18 protein-coding genes are annotated in these 18,311 nt (G+C 40.2%); 9 read left to right on the top strand and 9 right to left on the bottom strand.

The annotated features are described in order from the left end of the window. Window positions 1–64: 64 nt before the first annotated feature. The 3 genes from QQK00_RS18095 (at window position 65) to QQK00_RS18105 (ending at window position 1,777) form a co-directional block, all read left to right on the top strand. The gene (locus tag QQK00_RS18095; protein WP_284219094.1) at window positions 65–394 is read left to right on the top strand and encodes a type II toxin-antitoxin system RelE/ParE family toxin; all 330 of its coding nucleotides are present in this window, start codon (window positions 65–67) and stop codon (window positions 392–394) included. Next, window positions 387–674 carry a helix-turn-helix domain-containing protein gene (locus QQK00_RS18100; RefSeq protein WP_284219095.1) on the top strand — a complete coding sequence of 96 codons (288 nt, stop codon included), beginning with the start codon at window positions 387–389 and terminating at the stop codon, window positions 672–674. Before QQK00_RS18095 ends, QQK00_RS18100 begins: the two co-directional genes overlap by 8 nt. A gap of 263 nt (window positions 675–937) precedes the next feature. Next, window positions 938–1,777 carry a hypothetical protein gene (locus QQK00_RS18105; RefSeq protein WP_284219096.1) on the top strand — a complete coding sequence of 280 codons (840 nt, stop codon included), beginning with the start codon at window positions 938–940 and terminating at the stop codon, window positions 1,775–1,777. A gap of 144 nt (window positions 1,778–1,921) precedes the next feature. Here the strand turns inward: QQK00_RS18105 and QQK00_RS18110 are convergent, their stop codons facing one another. Next, entirely contained in the window at window positions 1,922–3,130 is a 1,209-nt protein-coding gene (locus QQK00_RS18110; RefSeq protein ID WP_284219097.1) for an ammonium transporter, read from the bottom strand. 76 nt (window positions 3,131–3,206) lie between these two features. Then, the gene (locus QQK00_RS18115; protein ID WP_284219098.1) at window positions 3,207–3,545 is read right to left on the bottom strand and encodes a P-II family nitrogen regulator; all 339 of its coding nucleotides are present in this window, start codon (window positions 3,543–3,545) and stop codon (window positions 3,207–3,209) included. Window positions 3,546–3,804: 259 nt separating this feature from the next. Between QQK00_RS18115 and QQK00_RS18120 the strand changes: the two genes are divergently transcribed. Together QQK00_RS18120 and QQK00_RS18125 are read left to right on the top strand one after the other, a co-directional pair. Next, window positions 3,805–4,494, top strand: a complete 690-nt coding sequence (locus QQK00_RS18120) for a hypothetical protein (protein ID WP_284219099.1) — start codon at window positions 3,805–3,807, stop codon at window positions 4,492–4,494. Window position 4,495: 1 nt separating this feature from the next. Further along, the gene (locus QQK00_RS18125; RefSeq protein ID WP_284219100.1) at window positions 4,496–4,807 is read left to right on the top strand and encodes a transcriptional regulator; all 312 of its coding nucleotides are present in this window, start codon (window positions 4,496–4,498) and stop codon (window positions 4,805–4,807) included. Window positions 4,808–4,822: 15 nt separating this feature from the next. On the opposite strand, the gene QQK00_RS18130 is transcribed toward QQK00_RS18125, so the two are convergent. The 3 genes from QQK00_RS18130 to QQK00_RS18140 all read right to left on the bottom strand — a co-directional run bounded on the left by QQK00_RS18130 (window position 4,823) and on the right by QQK00_RS18140 (window position 8,285). After that, a complete protein-coding gene (locus QQK00_RS18130) occupies window positions 4,823–6,730 on the bottom strand; it encodes an EAL domain-containing protein (RefSeq protein ID WP_284219101.1) in 1,908 nt (635 codons plus the stop codon). Between the two features lie 155 nt (window positions 6,731–6,885). Beyond that, window positions 6,886–7,848, bottom strand: coding sequence for an AEC family transporter (locus tag QQK00_RS18135; RefSeq protein ID WP_284219102.1), 963 nt, complete (start codon window positions 7,846–7,848; stop codon window positions 6,886–6,888). Further along, the gene (locus QQK00_RS18140; protein ID WP_284219103.1) at window positions 7,848–8,285 is read right to left on the bottom strand and encodes a hypothetical protein; all 438 of its coding nucleotides are present in this window, start codon (window positions 8,283–8,285) and stop codon (window positions 7,848–7,850) included. The genes QQK00_RS18135 and QQK00_RS18140 overlap by 1 nt, the downstream gene beginning before the upstream one ends. 152 nt (window positions 8,286–8,437) lie before the next feature. Between QQK00_RS18140 and QQK00_RS18145 the strand changes: the two genes are divergently transcribed. After that, window positions 8,438–9,589: a PQQ-dependent sugar dehydrogenase gene (locus QQK00_RS18145; RefSeq protein WP_284219104.1), complete on the top strand. Its 1,152-nt coding sequence runs from the start codon at window positions 8,438–8,440 to the stop codon at window positions 9,587–9,589. Window positions 9,590–9,696: 107 nt separating this feature from the next. On the opposite strand, the gene QQK00_RS18150 is transcribed toward QQK00_RS18145, so the two are convergent. Continuing rightward, window positions 9,697–10,272 (bottom strand): SRPBCC family protein, encoded by a 576-nt coding sequence (locus tag QQK00_RS18150; RefSeq protein ID WP_284219105.1) that lies wholly within the window; start codon window positions 10,270–10,272, stop codon window positions 9,697–9,699. Window positions 10,273–10,679: 407 nt separating this feature from the next. Between QQK00_RS18150 and QQK00_RS18155 the strand changes: the two genes are divergently transcribed. From QQK00_RS18155 to lysC, 3 genes are all read left to right on the top strand, one after another. Then, window positions 10,680–12,785 carry a winged helix-turn-helix domain-containing protein gene (locus tag QQK00_RS18155; RefSeq protein ID WP_284219106.1) on the top strand — a complete coding sequence of 702 codons (2,106 nt, stop codon included), beginning with the start codon at window positions 10,680–10,682 and terminating at the stop codon, window positions 12,783–12,785. A gap of 196 nt (window positions 12,786–12,981) precedes the next feature. Next, window positions 12,982–13,494: a DUF192 domain-containing protein gene (locus tag QQK00_RS18160; RefSeq protein WP_284219107.1), complete on the top strand. Its 513-nt coding sequence runs from the start codon at window positions 12,982–12,984 to the stop codon at window positions 13,492–13,494. Window positions 13,495–13,524: 30 nt separating this feature from the next. Further along, window positions 13,525–14,877 (top strand): lysine-sensitive aspartokinase 3, encoded by a 1,353-nt coding sequence (gene lysC / locus QQK00_RS18165; protein ID WP_284219108.1) that lies wholly within the window; start codon window positions 13,525–13,527, stop codon window positions 14,875–14,877. A 124-nt stretch (window positions 14,878–15,001) separates the two neighbouring features. Here the strand turns inward: lysC and QQK00_RS18170 are convergent, their stop codons facing one another. The 3 genes from QQK00_RS18170 to apaG form a co-directional block, all read right to left on the bottom strand. Next, window positions 15,002–17,026 (bottom strand): HAMP domain-containing methyl-accepting chemotaxis protein, encoded by a 2,025-nt coding sequence (locus QQK00_RS18170; protein ID WP_284219109.1) that lies wholly within the window; start codon window positions 17,024–17,026, stop codon window positions 15,002–15,004. 73 nt (window positions 17,027–17,099) lie between these two features. Continuing rightward, a complete protein-coding gene (locus tag QQK00_RS18175; protein WP_284219110.1) occupies window positions 17,100–17,918 on the bottom strand; it encodes a symmetrical bis(5'-nucleosyl)-tetraphosphatase in 819 nt (272 codons plus the stop codon). A 20-nt stretch (window positions 17,919–17,938) separates the two neighbouring features. Beyond that, window positions 17,939–18,310, bottom strand: coding sequence for a Co2+/Mg2+ efflux protein ApaG (gene apaG / locus QQK00_RS18180; protein WP_284219111.1), 372 nt, complete (start codon window positions 18,308–18,310; stop codon window positions 17,939–17,941). Between the last annotated feature and the right edge of the window lies 1 nt (window position 18,311).

The raw sequence follows: 18,311 nt of genomic DNA on the forward strand, positions 1-18,311 counted from the left end.
TCAAATCAGCTGTATATACTGACGTTATTTTCCGTATATAAGTATTGCTTGACAAGGTACGGCATTGCCGTATTATCAATTCATGATTTTTATAGAAACTAGTTTTTTTACAAAGCTGCTACCGGACTATTTATCAGATGATGAATATCGTAGCTTACAAGCTTATCTTCTACAAAAACCAGATGTAGGCGATATTGTAAAAGGTTCTGGTGGTGTCAGAAAGGTAAGGTGGGCTTCTTCAGGAAAGGGTAAAAGTGGTGGTGTACGCGCTATTTATTATTGGAAGAAGGCTGAACATGAGATATGGATGCTCACCATGTATAGTAAATCGGAACGAGCCACTATCGCAGGTCATGTCTTGAAACAAATAGCGGAGGCAATCGATAATGAGTAAAAGAGATATAGGTGCTGAAATTCTTGCAGGTATAAATGAGATTAAGGAATATAAAAAAGGAAAGGTTTCTTTACGTAATAACGAATTAACTGAGCCATCTGCTCCACAGGTGATCCGTGCTAAATTGAACATGTCTCAGGTTATGTTTGCAGGTTTGCTTGGTGTCAGCACCAGAACTTTGCAGGATTGGGAGCAAGGGCGCAGAAATCCTCAAGGGCCAGCCGTTGCGTTATTGAGGATAGCCGAACAACATCCTGAAGTTTTTAGCGAATTGAGATAAGCGTAATGGCGAATAACAAATCAATATAGACGGTTCTGCAAAGAGAGCGAGCCCATCGCCTATTAATGTTCGATAGGTTCTTTTGGGCTGTTTGTGTAGATGTTAGGTATAAACGGAAAACTACTACGCTATCAATCTGTTTAGGTTTAGTGAAAAACCGTAGTAAGCAAAAAGATTTTTATCATCCATTACCAGATGAGCGAGATTTGAAAGAGCAAAATAAATTATGGCGTAAATTTGGGTAACATACTGAGTATAAGCAGATGAAGTTCAAGAAACCTATAATTTGGATGACCTGTATCGCTTTTGTTTGTATTGTCGCTCTAGCGGTCACGCAACCTATTCTAATCAAAGCCATCTTGGCCAAGTACAAATCTACTGATCATTTTTTAGTGCTTCAAACTGATGATCGTATTAGATATGAAGTGTCTGCAGAGCAAAATGCAATTATTTTGAGCGGTATATTGAGCGATAGCCAAGACGCTGTAATGCGTGCACTTAACGCCAATTTCAACAAACCTGTGGCGATTTACGTATGCGCTTCACAAGAATCTTTTAATGAATATGTGTTTTTATCCAAAAACGTTAGAGGGGCAGTGTATTGGGGGAAGTTATTTTTATCGCCAGGTGCGTTTAGTAGAGGTTCGGTTAAAAAGTTAACTATACATGAGTTAACGCATTATCTTTTTTATACGCATCTTGGCGAAAAAGCACATATCCAAGGAGTACCTTTATGGTTTAGAGAAGGGGTCGCCGAGTTTGTTGCTAATGGAGGGGCAGATTACACAATCGATAAAGACGTGTTCGGACAAATGAGCGACAAGGAAAGAGACGCCTATTTGTCCGGTAAATTGAATTTTTGGTTTTTTACCCAGAACGCAACGGATGCGTTATCAGCAGGCGGCACGGTCAACTGGTTGCTCTATAGGGTTGGCGGTCTATTTGTGCATTTCATGCATGACTTGAATCCCAAAGCTTTCGATAGACTGATCACCTTGTTACTATCAGGCGTTGATTTTAGCGAAGCGCTTCAAGAGTCTTATGGTCAAAATACAGACTCTCTGCTAAATGAATTTACCCTCTATTTATCTCAAAAGGTTTAAACGTTGGTAAAACAACTACAGCGGAAATTTACATTTTTAGGTGCAAACAACCGCTGTAAGCATATAAGGTGTTGCGCGTTCTAACGATGCTCTTTCATCTGCACATATCGGTTCACGTCATCCTTTACAAATAAAGACTGGCAATTAGTCATTGCCTACAGAGCCTATGCGGTGAATGCTTAAGTCGGCACCTTTATGTTCTTCTTCCTCGCTTAAGCGGATTGTAGAGAAGGACTTCACTAAAGTATAAACTAAAAGACCACCAATAATCGCCACAATGATGCCTGCAACGGTGCCAACAACTTGTGCTATTACTGACACGCCACCAAGGCCACCAAGGGACTCCAATCCAAATATTCCAGCAGCTATACCGCCCCAAGCGCCACAAACACCGTGAAGTGGCCATACACCCAGCACGTCATCTATTTTAGAACTTCGCTGAATACGGGTAAATAAGCTCACAAAAATCCAACCAGCCACTATGCCAACGAATAGAGAGCCAATTGGATGCATAACATCTGAACCGGCACATACGGCGACTAGCCCTGCTAGCGGGCCATTGTGGATAAACCCAGGATCGTTCTTTCCAAATAGTAAGGCCGCAATAATTCCACCTACCATTGCCATCAATGAGTTCATTGCCACTAAGCCGCTGATACCATCCATAGATTGAGCCGACATTACGTTAAAACCAAACCAGCCGATACAAAGCACCCAAGTACCTAAGGCCAAAAAGGGAATATTAGATGGCGCGAATGCAATCAGTTTGTTGTCTTTCATGCGGCCAGTGCGCAGCCCCAGCAAGTATACACCGACTAATGCAAGCCAGCCACCGACACCGTGTACTACAACAGACCCAGCGAAATCATGGAATTGCGCACCTGTGCTTTTTTCAAGCCATGTTTGAATGCCGTAGTTTCCATTCCAAACAATGCCTTCAAAAAAAGGATAAACGAATGCGACTATTAACGCAGAGGCTAATAAGAATGGGTAAAATTTTGCGCGCTCGGCTATGCCGCCAGATATGATGGCGGGTATTGCGGCGGCAAATGTCATCAAAAAGAAAAACTTAACGAGGTCATAGCCGTTATTGGCGGATAACTCGCTTGCGGATGCAAAAAATGTGGTGTCGTAGGCTATCCAGTAACCTATAAAGAAATACGCTATGCATGACACTGCGAAGTCGGTGATTATCTTTACCAGTGCATTTACTTGGTTTTTATGCCTTACGGTACCTACCTCTAAAAAAGCAAAGCCGGCATGCATAGCGAAGACCATAACTGCACCTATCAGTAAAAAATAGGTGTTAGAACTTTGCACAAGTGTTTCTATTGCGCTATTGACGTTTTCCATAGTAATTCTCAAATAATGTAATTAACGATTGGTGTATAAATAATCCATAGAGATTGGCGTGTATATGTGGCGTCTATTAGATTGCATCATTATCTTCTTCGCCTGTTCGAATACGTATTGCGCGCTCTAAATTTGTGACAAAGATTTTGCCATCACCAATTTTACCTGTAGAGGCAGCACCTAAGATAACCTCTATACACCGTTCGACATGTTGTTCCTGAATGGCAATGTCGAGTTTTGTTTTTGGTAAAAAATCAATTTTATATTCAGCACCACGATATGTTTCTGAATGACCTTTTTGCCTTCCATATCCTTTGACTTCAGTAACCGTGAGGCCGAAAAAACCTGCCTCGCTAAGTGCGAGTCGAACATCCTCTAATTTGTGAGGTTTAATAATAGCTTCGATTTTTTTCATGTTGTGTTATTCGTTCTGTTGTTTAAAAGTGTCCACTGCATCAACATGGTGCAGTAATTTACAATAATTGCACATAAAATTAACAAAAACGAGCTTTAATATATATACCAGCAAGGTATGCATGTGTAAATTACGAAGCAAATCATTGATCCGGGATACGTACTAGGTGTGAGTTTGTGTGGCAAACTTAATATTGTAAAATAAAAATTTTTGTTATAAGGTTTGCAGTACAAACTGGTTTGCATTTTTGGGGTGGGATATGAATCAAGATATAGATGTTTCGTCAATCAACTACATATCAAAAAATTTTTTTGGTTTACAAGGATATGTTTCTGCGTCATTTGGTCTGATACCCGTTGGTATTTCAGTACAACAACTTAATGGTATGCAATGGCAAAGTAGTATTTTCAAAATGGGCATCTATGGCGCTGATGGCTACGCAGGGGTTCCACTAAGCGGTTGGATTGAACTATTTTCATGGTCATTGGTTTTGTTGGGCTTAGTTGGCGGTTTATATTTTAAAAAATATTATTATCCAAAGCGATTCGGCACGGTAGTGAAAGCTGGGCGTAATAAAGTCTATACTAAAGCCGACGGAAAAACTGCATTCGCGATACTTGGTTTAATAAGCGTTTTTGGGTGTTTAGTTGTCATTGATGAGACTACATCGGTTCCGCTGAATTTGGCATTTCTGATGATAAGCGTGTGCTTTCTGTTTCGAGCACGAACAGCGCCAATAATGAGAAGAACACTTTTTGTTTTTTCAGGCATTATGTTGTTTTGCGCGTTGTTGCTTCCACAGTTGGACTTCGTGTACGATTCAGGTAAGTACTCGCTTTCGCCTTTGTTTGCTTTTTCAATGTCATGTTTATGGGTATTTGAAGGATTGATTGCTCATAAAATGTTAGTAGGCTTAATCAGAAAAACGCGAGAACAATTAGTAGTTTAACATGGATAAATTAGACACATTTAAAAAAATTGGTAAGTTAGAAAAGCTTATTCATGAACCTTCTCGCTTAGCAATATTAACCGCTTTAATGGGGTGTCAACAGGCGGATTTTCAATTTCTACTCAATTTAGTGGGAATGACGAAAGGTAATCTATCTAGTCATTTAAGTAAGTTAGAATCAGGTGGACTGATTGTTGTTGAAAAAACCTATTTAGGGAAACGACCTATTACCTATCTCTCACTAACGGAGCATGGTCGAAAATCAGTCTCAAAGCATTGGCAGATATTGGATGATTTACGCAAGTCAATTTAGTCTTTGGATTGCGGTTTAAGCTGCTAAAGGCTGATAAACAAATTCCGGTTTATGGATCAAATAACCTTGACCAAAATCAATATTGAGTTCTTTCAGTGCGCTTAGCTCTTCTTCCGTTTCAACAAATTCAGCGACTGTCTTAATTGAAAGGTCTTTTGCCAGCTGCGTAATTGAACGGATAATGGCGCGATTGTACGATTGTTTGTTTAAGTCATTAATGAACATACCATCGATTTTTAAGGTATCAATGGGAAGTTTAGATATATAACCATAGGATGACATGCCTGTACCAAAGTCATCCAAGGAAATTTGACAGCCATAACTTTTTAATTTGTTGACAATACCAGTGGCTATGTCAAAGTTTCTAATGATATCTGATTCAGTAATTTCAAAGCCAATTTGTTTATGTGTGAGATTTGGTTGTTCAAATACGTCTTCGATAAACTGTATGAACCCAGCGTCAGAAAGTGTTGCACCAGACAGGTTTACCGAATATTGCGCCGCGTCGTTAGGTGTGTCGCTCAAATATTCGATAAGTGATTTCACCATGTATTTGTCAATATCTACCATCAGATGAAAACGTTCGGCCGCTTGCAAAAACAAACCGGGTGGTAATATCTCGCCATCTTCTCCTTGCATTCTGAGGAGTATTTCGTAGTAGCTTTTATCATTCTCGTTATTTATATCTCGAATTTCTTGCCGGTACAGCAATATGCGTTTTTGCATGAGTGCTTTTGTGATGAGAGAAACGTTTTGCATTTCTGCTTGTCTGCTCAAAATACGATTGTCATGTGGAGAATAAACAGTGTATGCCCCTGGACCGATAGATTTAGATTCTTGTAAGCTGGCATAAAGTTTATTGAGCAATTGCTCTACGCAATTTTCGTCCTCGACTTTCATACAATATATGCCCGCATTAGCTGTCAAACTTAGGCTAATGTCTTTTTCTTTGTACTCGAAACTACGGATTAAGTTACGCAGATCATTTACTCGACTAATCATGTTTTCAGACGTCGTAGTAAATAGAATTAATCCAAACATATCACTACCAACACGACAAATAGTTTCTTTTGTGGCTAATGTCATGTTTAACGTTTGGCTCAACAGGCGTAAATAAAGGTCGCCCCCTTTGTTGCCAAATGCTTCATTCATCAGTTTAAAATTATTGATATCAAATACGATGATCGTTGCTTTTTTTTGCTGACGAATGAGATCCTTAATCGTATTAATGAATAGCTCACGATTGCCTAAAGAGGTCACTTTGTCCTTGAGATTTGCACGCAAGAGCTTGCTTGTTAGCCTTACTAAAATCCAGCAAAAAAACGCTTGAATGAAGATGAAAGCAGAACCAAAGGCAAAAATGTATGCATCTAACTTCTTCTGAAGCAGTGATTTCTCAACGTCTACTTCTTTTTCAAGTAATTGTGATATTTGGTCGAGTAATTGAGTGGGTCGTCTATCAATTCCTCTTACTGCGGCATCACCAGCAGTTGGATCGTAGCCACTTTGTTTGAATATTTCTAAGGCTTGTGAATATTCACTTAAGATTGCTCTGTGTGTTTGCAAAAAAGTAGCTGACAAGGATTTGACCTCGCTTTGGCTATCTATACTGTTATGCAATGCATCCATTGCGTTTTGGGTGTTTTCAAACTCCTGAGCAAATAACGCTTTGTATTTATTGAAATCTGCTGGTGATTTACCTCTCAACAGAATATTTTTCCACTCTTGTACTTGGCGTTTAAAATAATACTGCGCATTGACAGCATTTTGTTCAATCTGATGCAGGTGCTGTATGTCGTTAGAGTATGATAAATGCGTCTCTTCATAAAAGCGTAAGAAGCTTATGGCTAACGTCGTTGTGATAGCAATTATCGTAAAGATTAGACCGTAGTATGTAAATTTCCGTTTTTGCAAAAAAGTCATTTTATTATTTGCTTTACATCATTGTTAAGTGCTGTTCGAGAAACTTATCGGAAAGAAGTGAGATAACCTAAGCTGGTTTGATGTAAAAATTTGTAATTAATTGAATAAAATTGTACGAAGATAGCTACTTAGTCTTCGGACGACAAATGTTGCCACTAAATAATAAATGCTAAATCGACAAATTGCGTAAGTATTGCATAACCAATTAAGGTAATCGGTAACGAAATAATGGTACTCGTTGCTACTATTTGTGCTGCGAGGAGGTGATTTCCACCAATCTTTCGCACCATCACATAGCTAGCGGCAGCGGTTGGACTCATTGCCATTAAATACATAACCCCCAGCACCATGCCATCAATGTGAAATAACAGAGCCATTGCGATGAGTAGTGATGGATAGATAACGCATTTTCCGACGGTAGCAATGGTAACTAATTTCCAATACTTGCCAAGAGTGGTAAATGTAAGCGATGCACCGGTGCAAATAAGTGCTAGTGGCAAGGTTAGTTGCGCAATGTACGCTAAACTGGTGGAAACAATGCTAATAGGCTTGATGTTGAAACCGGCACTAATCATTCCCAATACAATCGCTATAATGATCGGGTTGGTAATTATGCCTTTTAGTATTTTTATGATATCTGTTTGCTGATTCTGGAATATGTTCAGCACTGAAACACTCAAAACATTGTATAAAATTGTCAGGAAGCCCATGTATATCGCCGCGAAAGCCAAACCTGCTTGTCCATAGGCGTTAGCACAATAGGCTAAGCCGATTATCCCCATGTTTGCGCGAAATATAGCCTGTACTATAACTCCCTTGTCGTTTCTATCTATTACCTTATAGGATACAAATACAATGGATAAAATAAAGACCATTAAGGTAGCACTGATTGCGACACTTATGGATTTTAGGTTTAGCAATACATGTAAGTCGGCTTGGCTAATGTTCACATATAAAAGGGCTGGTAACGCAAAATTGAATATTAACCGAGACGCTTGTTGAACGAAGTCATCAGTCACATACCGTTTTTGGAAGAGAAAATAACCAAATCCGAGTAACAAGATAACAGGACCAATCACTTGAAATGTAAAATCGGCGAAAACGTAAATGGATTGCATCAGTGTTGATCAAATTTACCTGATAAATAGCTAAAACTGGCGCCTGCAATTGCGCCTGCAAGAGTTTGCAACAAAACACCATACAACTCTCTAGTGCTAGCCAAAAATGTTAAGCCCAACAGTTGTTGCATCGATATGACGACTGACAGCATAGCAATAGCACCAGCGATTGTATAGATGGGGTAAGACGCTAGCTTAAAGCGCTTTTTAACTACGCCTGCTATAACAAAAGCGATGAAGAATACCACCGTTAGTACGCTACCATACTTAGGCAACAATCCTATGGCGTCTGAATAGGTGGTACTTAGCCGACTCGTCAATGTGATGTTGATGTCCAATAACGACAGCTCATACAAGATGACTTGGGTATGGAATATACTCGCAAACGTAAAACCGACCATACTGGCAATCGAAAATCTAAATACTTTGTTTAACACATATGGCCAATGGCTGAGGATTTATACTGACAACATTAATTATTCGTTGCCGCTAATGCAACACTTTCCAGTTGAGATGCTTCGCCGTATAGTATTGTTTGTTCAAACACGGAACATCAGTGTGTTTCATTAGGCTCAACGGACAACTTTTTATGACGTTAGATTTAGACAAGGGCGTTGCGCAATATCTGCATGGATATGCATCGCTATTTTATAGTGGAGTATTGCTTCTGTTATTTGTTCCGAGGCTAGTGGCGGCGGATGAATTTTCTTTAGTGCCCTTGATTGAGAACTTGCCGCTTTCGTCGTCAATTACCATGCTTCCATCAAATGAGATAATTATTGTTCTTAGAGAAGGCGGCTTAAAAATATTAGCTGAAAACCGCCAAACCAAAGATATTGCCTTAACGCCTAAAGACTTGTTTGTATCGAGACAAGGGGGGCTGATTCACCTTATTCCTCACCCCAAGTATGAGAAGAATGGTTGGCTATATTTGAGTTATGCCGCAGGCTCACAAAAAAATAACTTCTTAAGTGTGATACGATTTCGCTTACAAGATACCCAAGTGGTAGACGTTCAGTCTATATTTCGTGTTGCTCAAGGCAAGGATACTCCCGTGCACTTTGGTGGCAAAATGGTATTTGATAAAACGGGTAACTTGCTATTAACCACGGGCGATGGCTTCGATTACCGTGAGCAGGCACAAGTTAAACAAAGTCATTTGGGCAAAGTCTTACGAATGAGTGAAGTGGGAATGCCTATAAAAAGCAATCCTTTCTTTTCTTATGATGATACGCGGTCGTCGGCTACGCCTGAAAATTATGTATTTACACTTGGTCATCGCAACCCTCAGGGACTCATTGTATTAAACAATGGTCTCATTGTCTTGAACGAACATGGCCCGGCAGGTGGCGACGAAATTAACGTAATCGCATCAGGCGTTAATTACGGTTGGCCGGTAGTAACAAATGGACAAGATTACATTGGTGCAAGCATATCACCTTTTAAAGAGTATCCAGGGATGCGCTTGCCAAATGTCGACTGGACTCCATCGATTGCACCCTCCAGTATGCTATTTTATGAGAACGACAGGTTTCCATCATTAAGAAGTAAGTACTTGGTGACCTCATTGAAATTCAAAAATATTTATCTTGTCGATCATGATTTCATGCGCTATCAAAATACATTGTTTAGCCTACCGCAAACAAGGTTAAGAGACATCTTAAGTACCCAAAATGGGAGGATATTTGTGTTAGGTGATGGCGCAGGCGCGTCATTGTATGAGCTAACGTCGCATAAATAGAAGGGAAACAAACACGCTAACTCTGCTATCCAAAAGGAAGGGAAAGCCAGCGAACGGCACGCAAACCAATAAAAGGCACCGCCCGCGGCTTAACTGTCAGTTGAGTTCTAGGGGGGAGACCCAGACTCAACAATTTTTTTTACGCCTGTTACCATTGTATCGAGCATCTCGTTCATTCTGATTTGCAGTATCGCAGGGTGTGGGTGCGACGCTTTCTCATCGTAAGTAGATGTCCATACGAGCATAGACATATTGTCTGACAATACTTCTACGCGAACATGATTGCGTAAATTTTTGAGTGGATAGTTGGCTTTGTCTTCCACTGAATAACTATATGTTCTGGCCTCTGGCCTATATGTCTCAATCTTTTCATACTGCGTTTTACCATTGTGTCCTACCATTATCCTTTGTGCACCGACGTGCAAGCCATCAATCTGAGAATGTTTAACGTACGCAGCCATAAATTTTTCCATGCCATCTAGTGCACCTACGATAGCCCAGACATTCTCTGCTGGCGCGTTTATCTGCTTTCTTACGCTTACCTTATAATTGTCTGAAACAAGGTGACTGCGGCCGCTATTTTCCGAGTTAATTTGTTTGTCAGACAACTTCGCTATACTTGCTGTTGTTATTATTGTCGTTAACGTAAGTACAACTAACTTTATCGATGTCGCCTTTTGCATCAGGTACTCTTTTGTTAATCCGTAGTGTAGGTCTGCCGTTAGTTGCTTACTTTTATATTCTGTTTTTTCAAATTCTTAATGAATAATCTCCAAATAATTTCTAAATAAAATCTTTCATTAATAAAAACAGTAGCTTGCGTTTGTATTTTTTAGGTGTGGATATTGAATATGTGCTTGCTTTTAATCATGGAGTAGATCTATGGAACAATGAATTTTGTAAGAATTTGCTAATATCTCTAGTTTTACCCCGCTGCAGAATTTTAGTTGTGGCAATATATTAGGCCGTGTTGAACAAAACTTGTGCAACAAAGATCAACACGCCCTAGTGTGGAAATAAAAATATTTTTGATGCGGTCATATAGCTAATGCAAGTGATGAGCATTGGCAATGGCGTAAAGGAAAAGTTTATGCATGTGAGTAAATTTCAGTTAGGTAGTTGGGTCTTACACTCCCCCACTATGACACTGGAAAAAGAAGGCGTTTCTGCCAAACTTCAACCCAAAACACTTGATTTACTTTTGTATCTTATAAACAAGCAAGGTGAGGTAGTTTCGCGGGACGAACTCATTCAGGCAGTTTGGCCTGAGACAGCCGCGACTGACGATACCTTAAACAGTACCATCGCAAAACTTAGAAAGATCCTTGTGTCAGACGATTCAACTGAGCGCTATATTGGTACATTACCTAAGCGCGGATATCAACTATTAGCAGATGTAAAAACGCTTAATGATGGCACAAAAAAAGGCGTGCGTTCAGTCCCACTATTGATAAAAAATAGACTTGTTTTGCCTAGCGTTTCTTTTGCAACCATCTTACTTTTTACCTTTATTTATAGTTTTTTTGGATATTCACAGAGTAAAGATAGCGCTCAAGTTAACAATAAGCTTGTCGTTACGCCCATTGCAATCAGTCGGTCTTTGGAAATGTTCCCAAAACTTTCCAACGATGGTAAAAATGTCGTGTTCGCTAGAGCCATTGAAGATGGGCAATTTAGCCAAATAGTTTCGCGGAATTTATTGACCGATGAAGAAATTATTTTAATTGAAGATGTTGGTTTTTACGCGAGCCCAGTATGGTCATCTGATGATAGCCAGATTGCTTTTTTAAGTTATGGCGCTCGCGGTTGTATGGTTGGCGTGATTAATAGCCTTGGCGGTCCAGCGCAGTTAGTGACGCCTTGTTCACTCGCGCATGTTTATTCTGCACGAACGGCATTGGATTGGCTAAAAAATAGTAACTCTCTTGTCATTTCTCAATACCTAGAAAATCAACGATATACTGGGCTTTTTCTGCATGAGTTGTCTTCGGGCAATACAATTCAACTAACGACACCAACTGAAGATTCGATTGGTGATTTCAATCAGACAGTGTCACCCGATGGGCGGCGAATAGTGTATACGCGAATGCAAGTAACGGGTGAAGACGACATTTACATCATTGATCTTGTGTCGCGAAATATTGAGCGCGTTGCGGGCTATTTTGGTGAAGTGAGTAGTATCGACTGGATGGACAACAATAGTTTAATTTATGTGTCAAACAAAACAGGCAGACCGGAAACTTGGCAACTTGATATCAATACAAAGCAACAGCGTTGGTATGGTGTTGGCGGCCATTCAGTTGCCAATGTGGATTATCATGATGTGCATAAAAAATTAGTACTTTCTGAGTTGAGAACTGATTGGAATTTCAGTGTTCGCAATATACTGCCATCTGGCAACAGTTCAATAATACAAAAATCCGATGACGCTCAGTCAGAGAAAATTTCTGCAATATCTCACGATGGAAAGTCGCTTGTGTATACAAAAGCGTTTGGGAAACAAACAGAAATATGGGTATCGAAAATCGATGGTTCACATAAAGCACGTACAGCCAAACTTTGGGACTCGCATGTAAATCATATTGATTGGGCGCGAGATGGAACTCGTCTATTGCTTGAGGTTGTCGCGCAAGGTAAAGCAACAGCCTATGTTTATGAGTTTGCGAGTAATCACTTTTATCCACTTGAGAACATTCAGCAGCGTGGTAGCTTTAGTCCAATTTGGGGAGTAAACAATAATTTAATTTATTATTCGAGCCCTCATGCGCAAGGTTGGGCAATTTGGCGGCATAATTTGTCTACGGGGGAATCTTATAAACTGACGGATTTAGGTGGCAGAAAGATTCGAGTAGATACTGTGTCTAATCGTATTTATTTTGATCGCCCTAGAAATAGTGGGATGTGGCATATAAGTACGTTGAATTCAGTGAAGCAGTTACCTGAACAGTTACCCGCGACTGCCTCATTAGCAATTGAAAGTTGGCGGCTGTCAGGCAGCAAGTTGTACTATGTCCAACAGAGCGCTGAGCATATTAGTACGATTTGGCGTTTTGATCTTTTAGACGAGACACGATCACCGTTTTATACATCTCAAAAGAGGATTATGCACTTCGACATATGGGGAGACATTCTTGCAACGACTGAAATTAATCAATGCGAAGGCGATATTTATTTATACGAACTGCACGAGGGCTAAGGCCGTTCATTTTTAGCTTGTGTACGGGTATAATAATCTGTAGTTAACGCATTTTTACACCATAAAACAATAGATACGAGTTTTAAAAAAACGGTAGCCGGGCGAAAAAAGCTGATAAGCGAGCGTCTGGCTTTTTTGTGTGTTCAGAATAAAAAACACAAATTCCGGCGAATATAAACATACCTAAGGAAGAAGAATGAAAGATAAAACGGTAGGTGCGCTATTTCGAAATACATCGCTGATCACGCGGTTTACTTTTGTTTTGTTAATTGGCCTTACGACATTTTTTGCTGTTGCTAACGATGGTGAAAGCGCCTCAAACGAAGATGATGCGGACAGTCGCACGGATTTAGTACAATTATCAATTAACGATACAACAATTAATGTTGAATACGCGGATGAAGCACATGAGCGTCAACTGGGATTAATGCACCGCAGAGAAATGTGCGCCAACTGCGGCATGCTATTTAAGTTTGATACTATCCGTTATGCCAGTATGTGGATGAAAAATACTTATATCCCCCTAGATGTTGCGTATATAAATGTCTTTGGCAAGATCATTGATATTAAGGCGATGGAGCCGGAAGATTTAACATCTATTAAGTCATCGATGCCAATCTTGTATGCGTTGGAAATGAACCAAGGGTGGTTTGCCAATAAAGGAATTAAAGTCGGCGATATGGTCACTCTACCTCTAAGCGTTAAGTAATTATCTAATTCCAATTTGAGGAAAAACAATATGCAACAAGCAATTAATGTTGCCAAATTTGGTGGCACTAGTGTTGCCAACTATGATGTGATTAAAAATTGTGCATCAATCGTCATCAACAACCAAAACACGAAGGTTGTGGTAGTGAGTGCTGCGGCAGGCATAACAAATCATTTGGTGTCTCTGGCAAATACAGCGCTTACATCAGAGCAAATCACAGAAGTGGTTGAAAAAATTCGAATTATAGAGTTTAAAATCCTAAACGAATTGAAACAACCAAATGAAGTTGATGATAAACTTTTTGCCTTATTAGATGAGCTAGACGCACTGGCCAGGCATGAAGAGTTGAATTTTAGAGATGATCTAAAAGATGACTTAATGTCAATGGGTGAAAGGATGTCATCATTGCTTGTTGCGGCCATTTTGCGAGAAATGGGCTGTGCCGCGATTAACTTTGATGCGCGCAAAGTAATGCGCACAGATAGCACATTTACGGAAGCAGTCCCTAATGTCCGAGCGATTCGCGATTTATCGGAACAATTACTTGCACCAGAAATAAAAGATTCAGTAGTCGTTACTCAAGGGTTTGTCGGCGCTGATGACGATGGACGTACTACAACACTTGGTCGTGGTGGCTCTGACTTTACTGCTGCTTTACTTGCTGAAGCCTTAAATGCGAGTACTTGTGAAATTTGGACAGACGTAATTGGCGTATACACCACGGATCCTCGCATAACTGATAACGCCAGGCCTTTACCTGAATTGAGCTTTGAAGAGGCCGCTGAAATGGCTACGTTTGGCGCAAAAGTATTGCATCCCGCGACAATGGAACCAGCTCTCAGACAGAATATTAACGTGTTTGTTGGCTCAAGTAAGGAGCCAGAAAAAGGCGGCACTTGGATTCGGCGCAATTGTGACTATGAACCGTCATTCAGAGCAATAACACGTCGTCGTGAGCAAGTACTGGTTACCGTAAAAACGCCAAAAATGATGTACGCACAAGGTTTTTTAGAGCGTGTATTTAAAATCATAGCAAAGCACAAACTAAGTGTTGATTTGGTTACTACATCAGAAATCGCCGTATCCTTTACCTTAGACAATCCTGCTAATTCTATTTCTGAAAGAATAAACAAAGAAACACTCACTGAGTTGAGTACAATATGTGAAGTGAGTGTTGAGCGCCACTTAGATGTTGTTACCGTCGTTGGAAACAATATGCACAGTGCTGCGGGTGTTTCGTCAAAGGTTTTTGCGGCTATTTCTGATTTTAATCTTCGTATGATATGTTTTGGCGCAAATGTGCATAATTTATCGTTTGTTGTGTCTGAAAAAGCAAGTGGTGACATCGTAAAGGTTTTACATAAGACGCTATTTGAAGAGTAAAACGCGTTGTTTAACGCTATGCTTAGCTTAAAAGCAAAATAAAAAGGCGTAGTTCGATTGAGAACTACGCCTTCTTTACATGGTAGGTAAGGTTATAAATTTACTGTATGGCTAAATATAGAAGTTACACTCTAAACTGACTGATGGACTCTTGCAGTTCTTCAGCAAGCTTAGCAACTTCCGCGCTTGAGTCAGCCGTTTGTTTGGCGCCAACAGATGTATGCTCTGCAATGCCTACAATACTCTCTAAGCGCTCACTAATCTGCGCAGATACAGAATGTTGTTCTTTTGCTGCTTCTTCAATGCGAGTACTTACTTCATATGCTCTATGCACCGCATCAGTGATTTGATTTAGCGCTTCGCCGGCTTTTTCAGTTTGTTCAACACAGGCAGTAGTCTGTTCTTTACCTTGATTCATGGCGGTAACGGCTTTTTCTGCGCCAGCCTGCAATACTTCAATCATGGCATTAATTTCTTGGGTAGACTCTTGGGTGCGACTAGCAAGTGTTCTTACTTCGTCAGCAACTACGGCGAATCCGCGCCCTTGTTCGCCAGCCCTAGCTGCTTCTATCGCAGCATTCAGCGCTAACAAGTTAGTCTGGTCGGCAACACCGCGAATCACATCTAAAATACCACCTATACTTGCGCTATCTTGATGTAATTTGTTGATGACGTCTGCGGCTTGCTCTACGTCATTCGCAAGTGCTTGAATCGTTGTTTTATTATCGGAAGATATAGCTTTTACTTTCTCTGCTTCTGAATCTGCTGCTTTGATTTCGACTAAGGTGTCATCAGCATTCTTAGTAACCAACTCTGAGGTCGTATGCATTTCTGTTGTAGCAGCCGCTATTTGCGATATTTGTGATTTTTGGTCTTCTATTGATTTTGTTGTCTCTAAGGTAATTGTCGAGGTTTGACCTGATGCAGAGGCCAACTGGTCTGCTCGCTGGTTAATTACATTGATCAAATCTTTTAGATTATCGATAAGTTGGTTACAGTTTCTCGATAGTTCACCAAATTCATCCTTGGACGAATCATCTAGTCTGTGTGTGAGATCGCCAGAGGAGGCAATTTTTAGTAGTTCATTTACACGAGCCAAAGGCTTTGTAATCGCCATTACGCTTAAATAACCAATCCCGCCAGCGAGAGCAAATGAAATAATAACGACGACGATAGTGGTGGTAGTACTGCTCGAAATTTGCATACTTACGCTTTGTTTGATGTTAGACGCTTTGTCATCCGCCATTGTGTTCAAAGCATCCAGTTCTGAAATTGCCTCTGTTATCTTTACGTCTGCATTCTCAAGCGCTTGCTCAGACGCTTGAATGTTGCTTAACTCATTCATTTTAATGGCGAGTAAGCCATCATTTGACGTGATGCTTTGAGTAAGTTGTTGTAACAAGTCGCTGACTTCTTCAATTGTACCTGAGTCATCTTCACCATTCGCCGCAGCTTCCATTTCAGCGAAGCGTTGCTGTATTTGGTCTAGCACAACGGTGACATCTTTACTGCGTAGCTCTGCGCGTTGTATCATTTCTGTTTTTGCGTAGTCAGACGATGCAGTAATCACAGAAAGCATGTTAGCTTCTACTGTATTTGCAATTTCTGCCGCTTTGGAAAGGGCGTTTGAGTCTTCTATTTCATCTAAGTCGGTAAAGTCGAGTAATAAGGTAGAAGCATCATCAGCATACTCCTCCAAGTTGCTTATAATATCTTCTAGTTTCGAATGGTCATCAATCGCATTCAAGTGCGCGTTGAACATTTTGGTATTTGTAGTGACATATTCTTCATAGAGTTTATCTAAGCTATTAACAGAGCTTCGCAAACCTTCGTCATTTTTTACGACTTCTCTAAGTTTTGTGAGCGCAGCGTCAAAATTTTCTTTACTTTGAGCAAATGATTCTTGTTTTTTTACGACATCATCTCTATTCGAGGTAACAAAACCCTCAAAGGATAACCGACCCATGTTAAGAAATGCCGCTTTAAGCGTTGAACTCCCTGACACTGTCGGCAGCGCTAATTGACTTACTTCTTCAGAAGCATTTCCTACCTTATTCAGGCCGCTAATTGAAACATAGCCTAAAATAAGCAGAAGAACGCTAATGACAGAAAAACCGCCAATAACTCTCATAGCTACCGTTATATTCATACTTACTCCCGTGACATCTCGTACCGTAGATAAATTTAGTCCTTGATGCTTTATCGTCAGGGAGGATGAGATCTTAAGCGGAATATTCTATGAGTTGATTATTCTCTAAGCACAGAAGAGACATTTTATTCCCCCATACATAACCAGTATCTAGCGCAAAAACCTTGTACCGTTGAGTTTTTGCTAAGGTGGCTTCGCCATTAAGAGACGCCCAATGACCGAAAATAAGCCGGTGATTTGGTTTTAGAGATTTGTTGTTGATTGAGTACCAAGGGATAAGGGGTTTAGGTGATTGAAGGGGGTGGCTTTTATTTGTGAATTCTAAACTTAGGTCATTATTAAGATATCGCATCCGCGTCATGGCATTAACAATGAAACGGAGTTTGCCTTCAGGGCTTAATTCGTTATTCCAGAGATCAGGCGTATTGCCGTACATGTTTTTTAAAAACTCACTAGGATCACTTTTATTTAAGTGTGTAGATACTTGTTTAGAATATTGCAATGCGTCCTTCGGCGACCATAAAGGGTATAAACCAGCATGGGTAATCAGTGTTTTACGGCTAGGTTTTATTGCTAGTGGGCAGGTTTTTAGCCATTCAACCAAATTTGGGAAAGCTTTACTTTTAAGTAATTTTTCAAGCTTGTCTTGAGGCTTAGGGTTACGAATACCATAAGCTACGGCGAGTAGGTGCAAATCGTGATTACCCAGTACCGTTGCAAAGGCACTTCCTAAGTCTCTACAATACTCTAAGGTTTTGAGGGAATCTGGCCCCCTTGCAATTAAATCGCCTACTGCCCAAAGTTTATCTTGGGTTGGGTTAAAATCGACTTTTTTTAAAATGCCTCGAAGACCGGCGTAGCAGCCTTGGATATCGCCGATAACATAGTTCATACGATCGTAACCAATGAATCTTAATGTAAGCTGTTAGGCACAGCTAAACTAAACACAGGAATCGTTGCTCTGTATTCACTATTGTCAGGCAGAGAAAAATCGTAGAAGCCTTCCATTGTGCCGACTTTAGTTTTTAACATCGAAGCGCTTGAATATGAGAAAGTATCTTTAGGCTTAATGGTCGGCTGTTCACCAACGACACCTTCACCTTGTACTTCAACTTTTTCACCGTCGCCATTCGTAATTAGCCAGTATCGACTTTTAAGGGTCATGTCTTGTTCGGAGTTATTAGTGATAGACACCGTATAACTAAATACGAAGACTTGTTCTTTGTTTCCTTGGTCTTGTTTACCAATGAATTTACTCTTTACGGCGACTGATATTCTTTCCATT

The organism is Agaribacter marinus (genome assembly GCF_030160655.1).
Classification (GTDB): Bacteria; Pseudomonadota; Gammaproteobacteria; order Enterobacterales; family Alteromonadaceae; genus Glaciecola; species Glaciecola marina.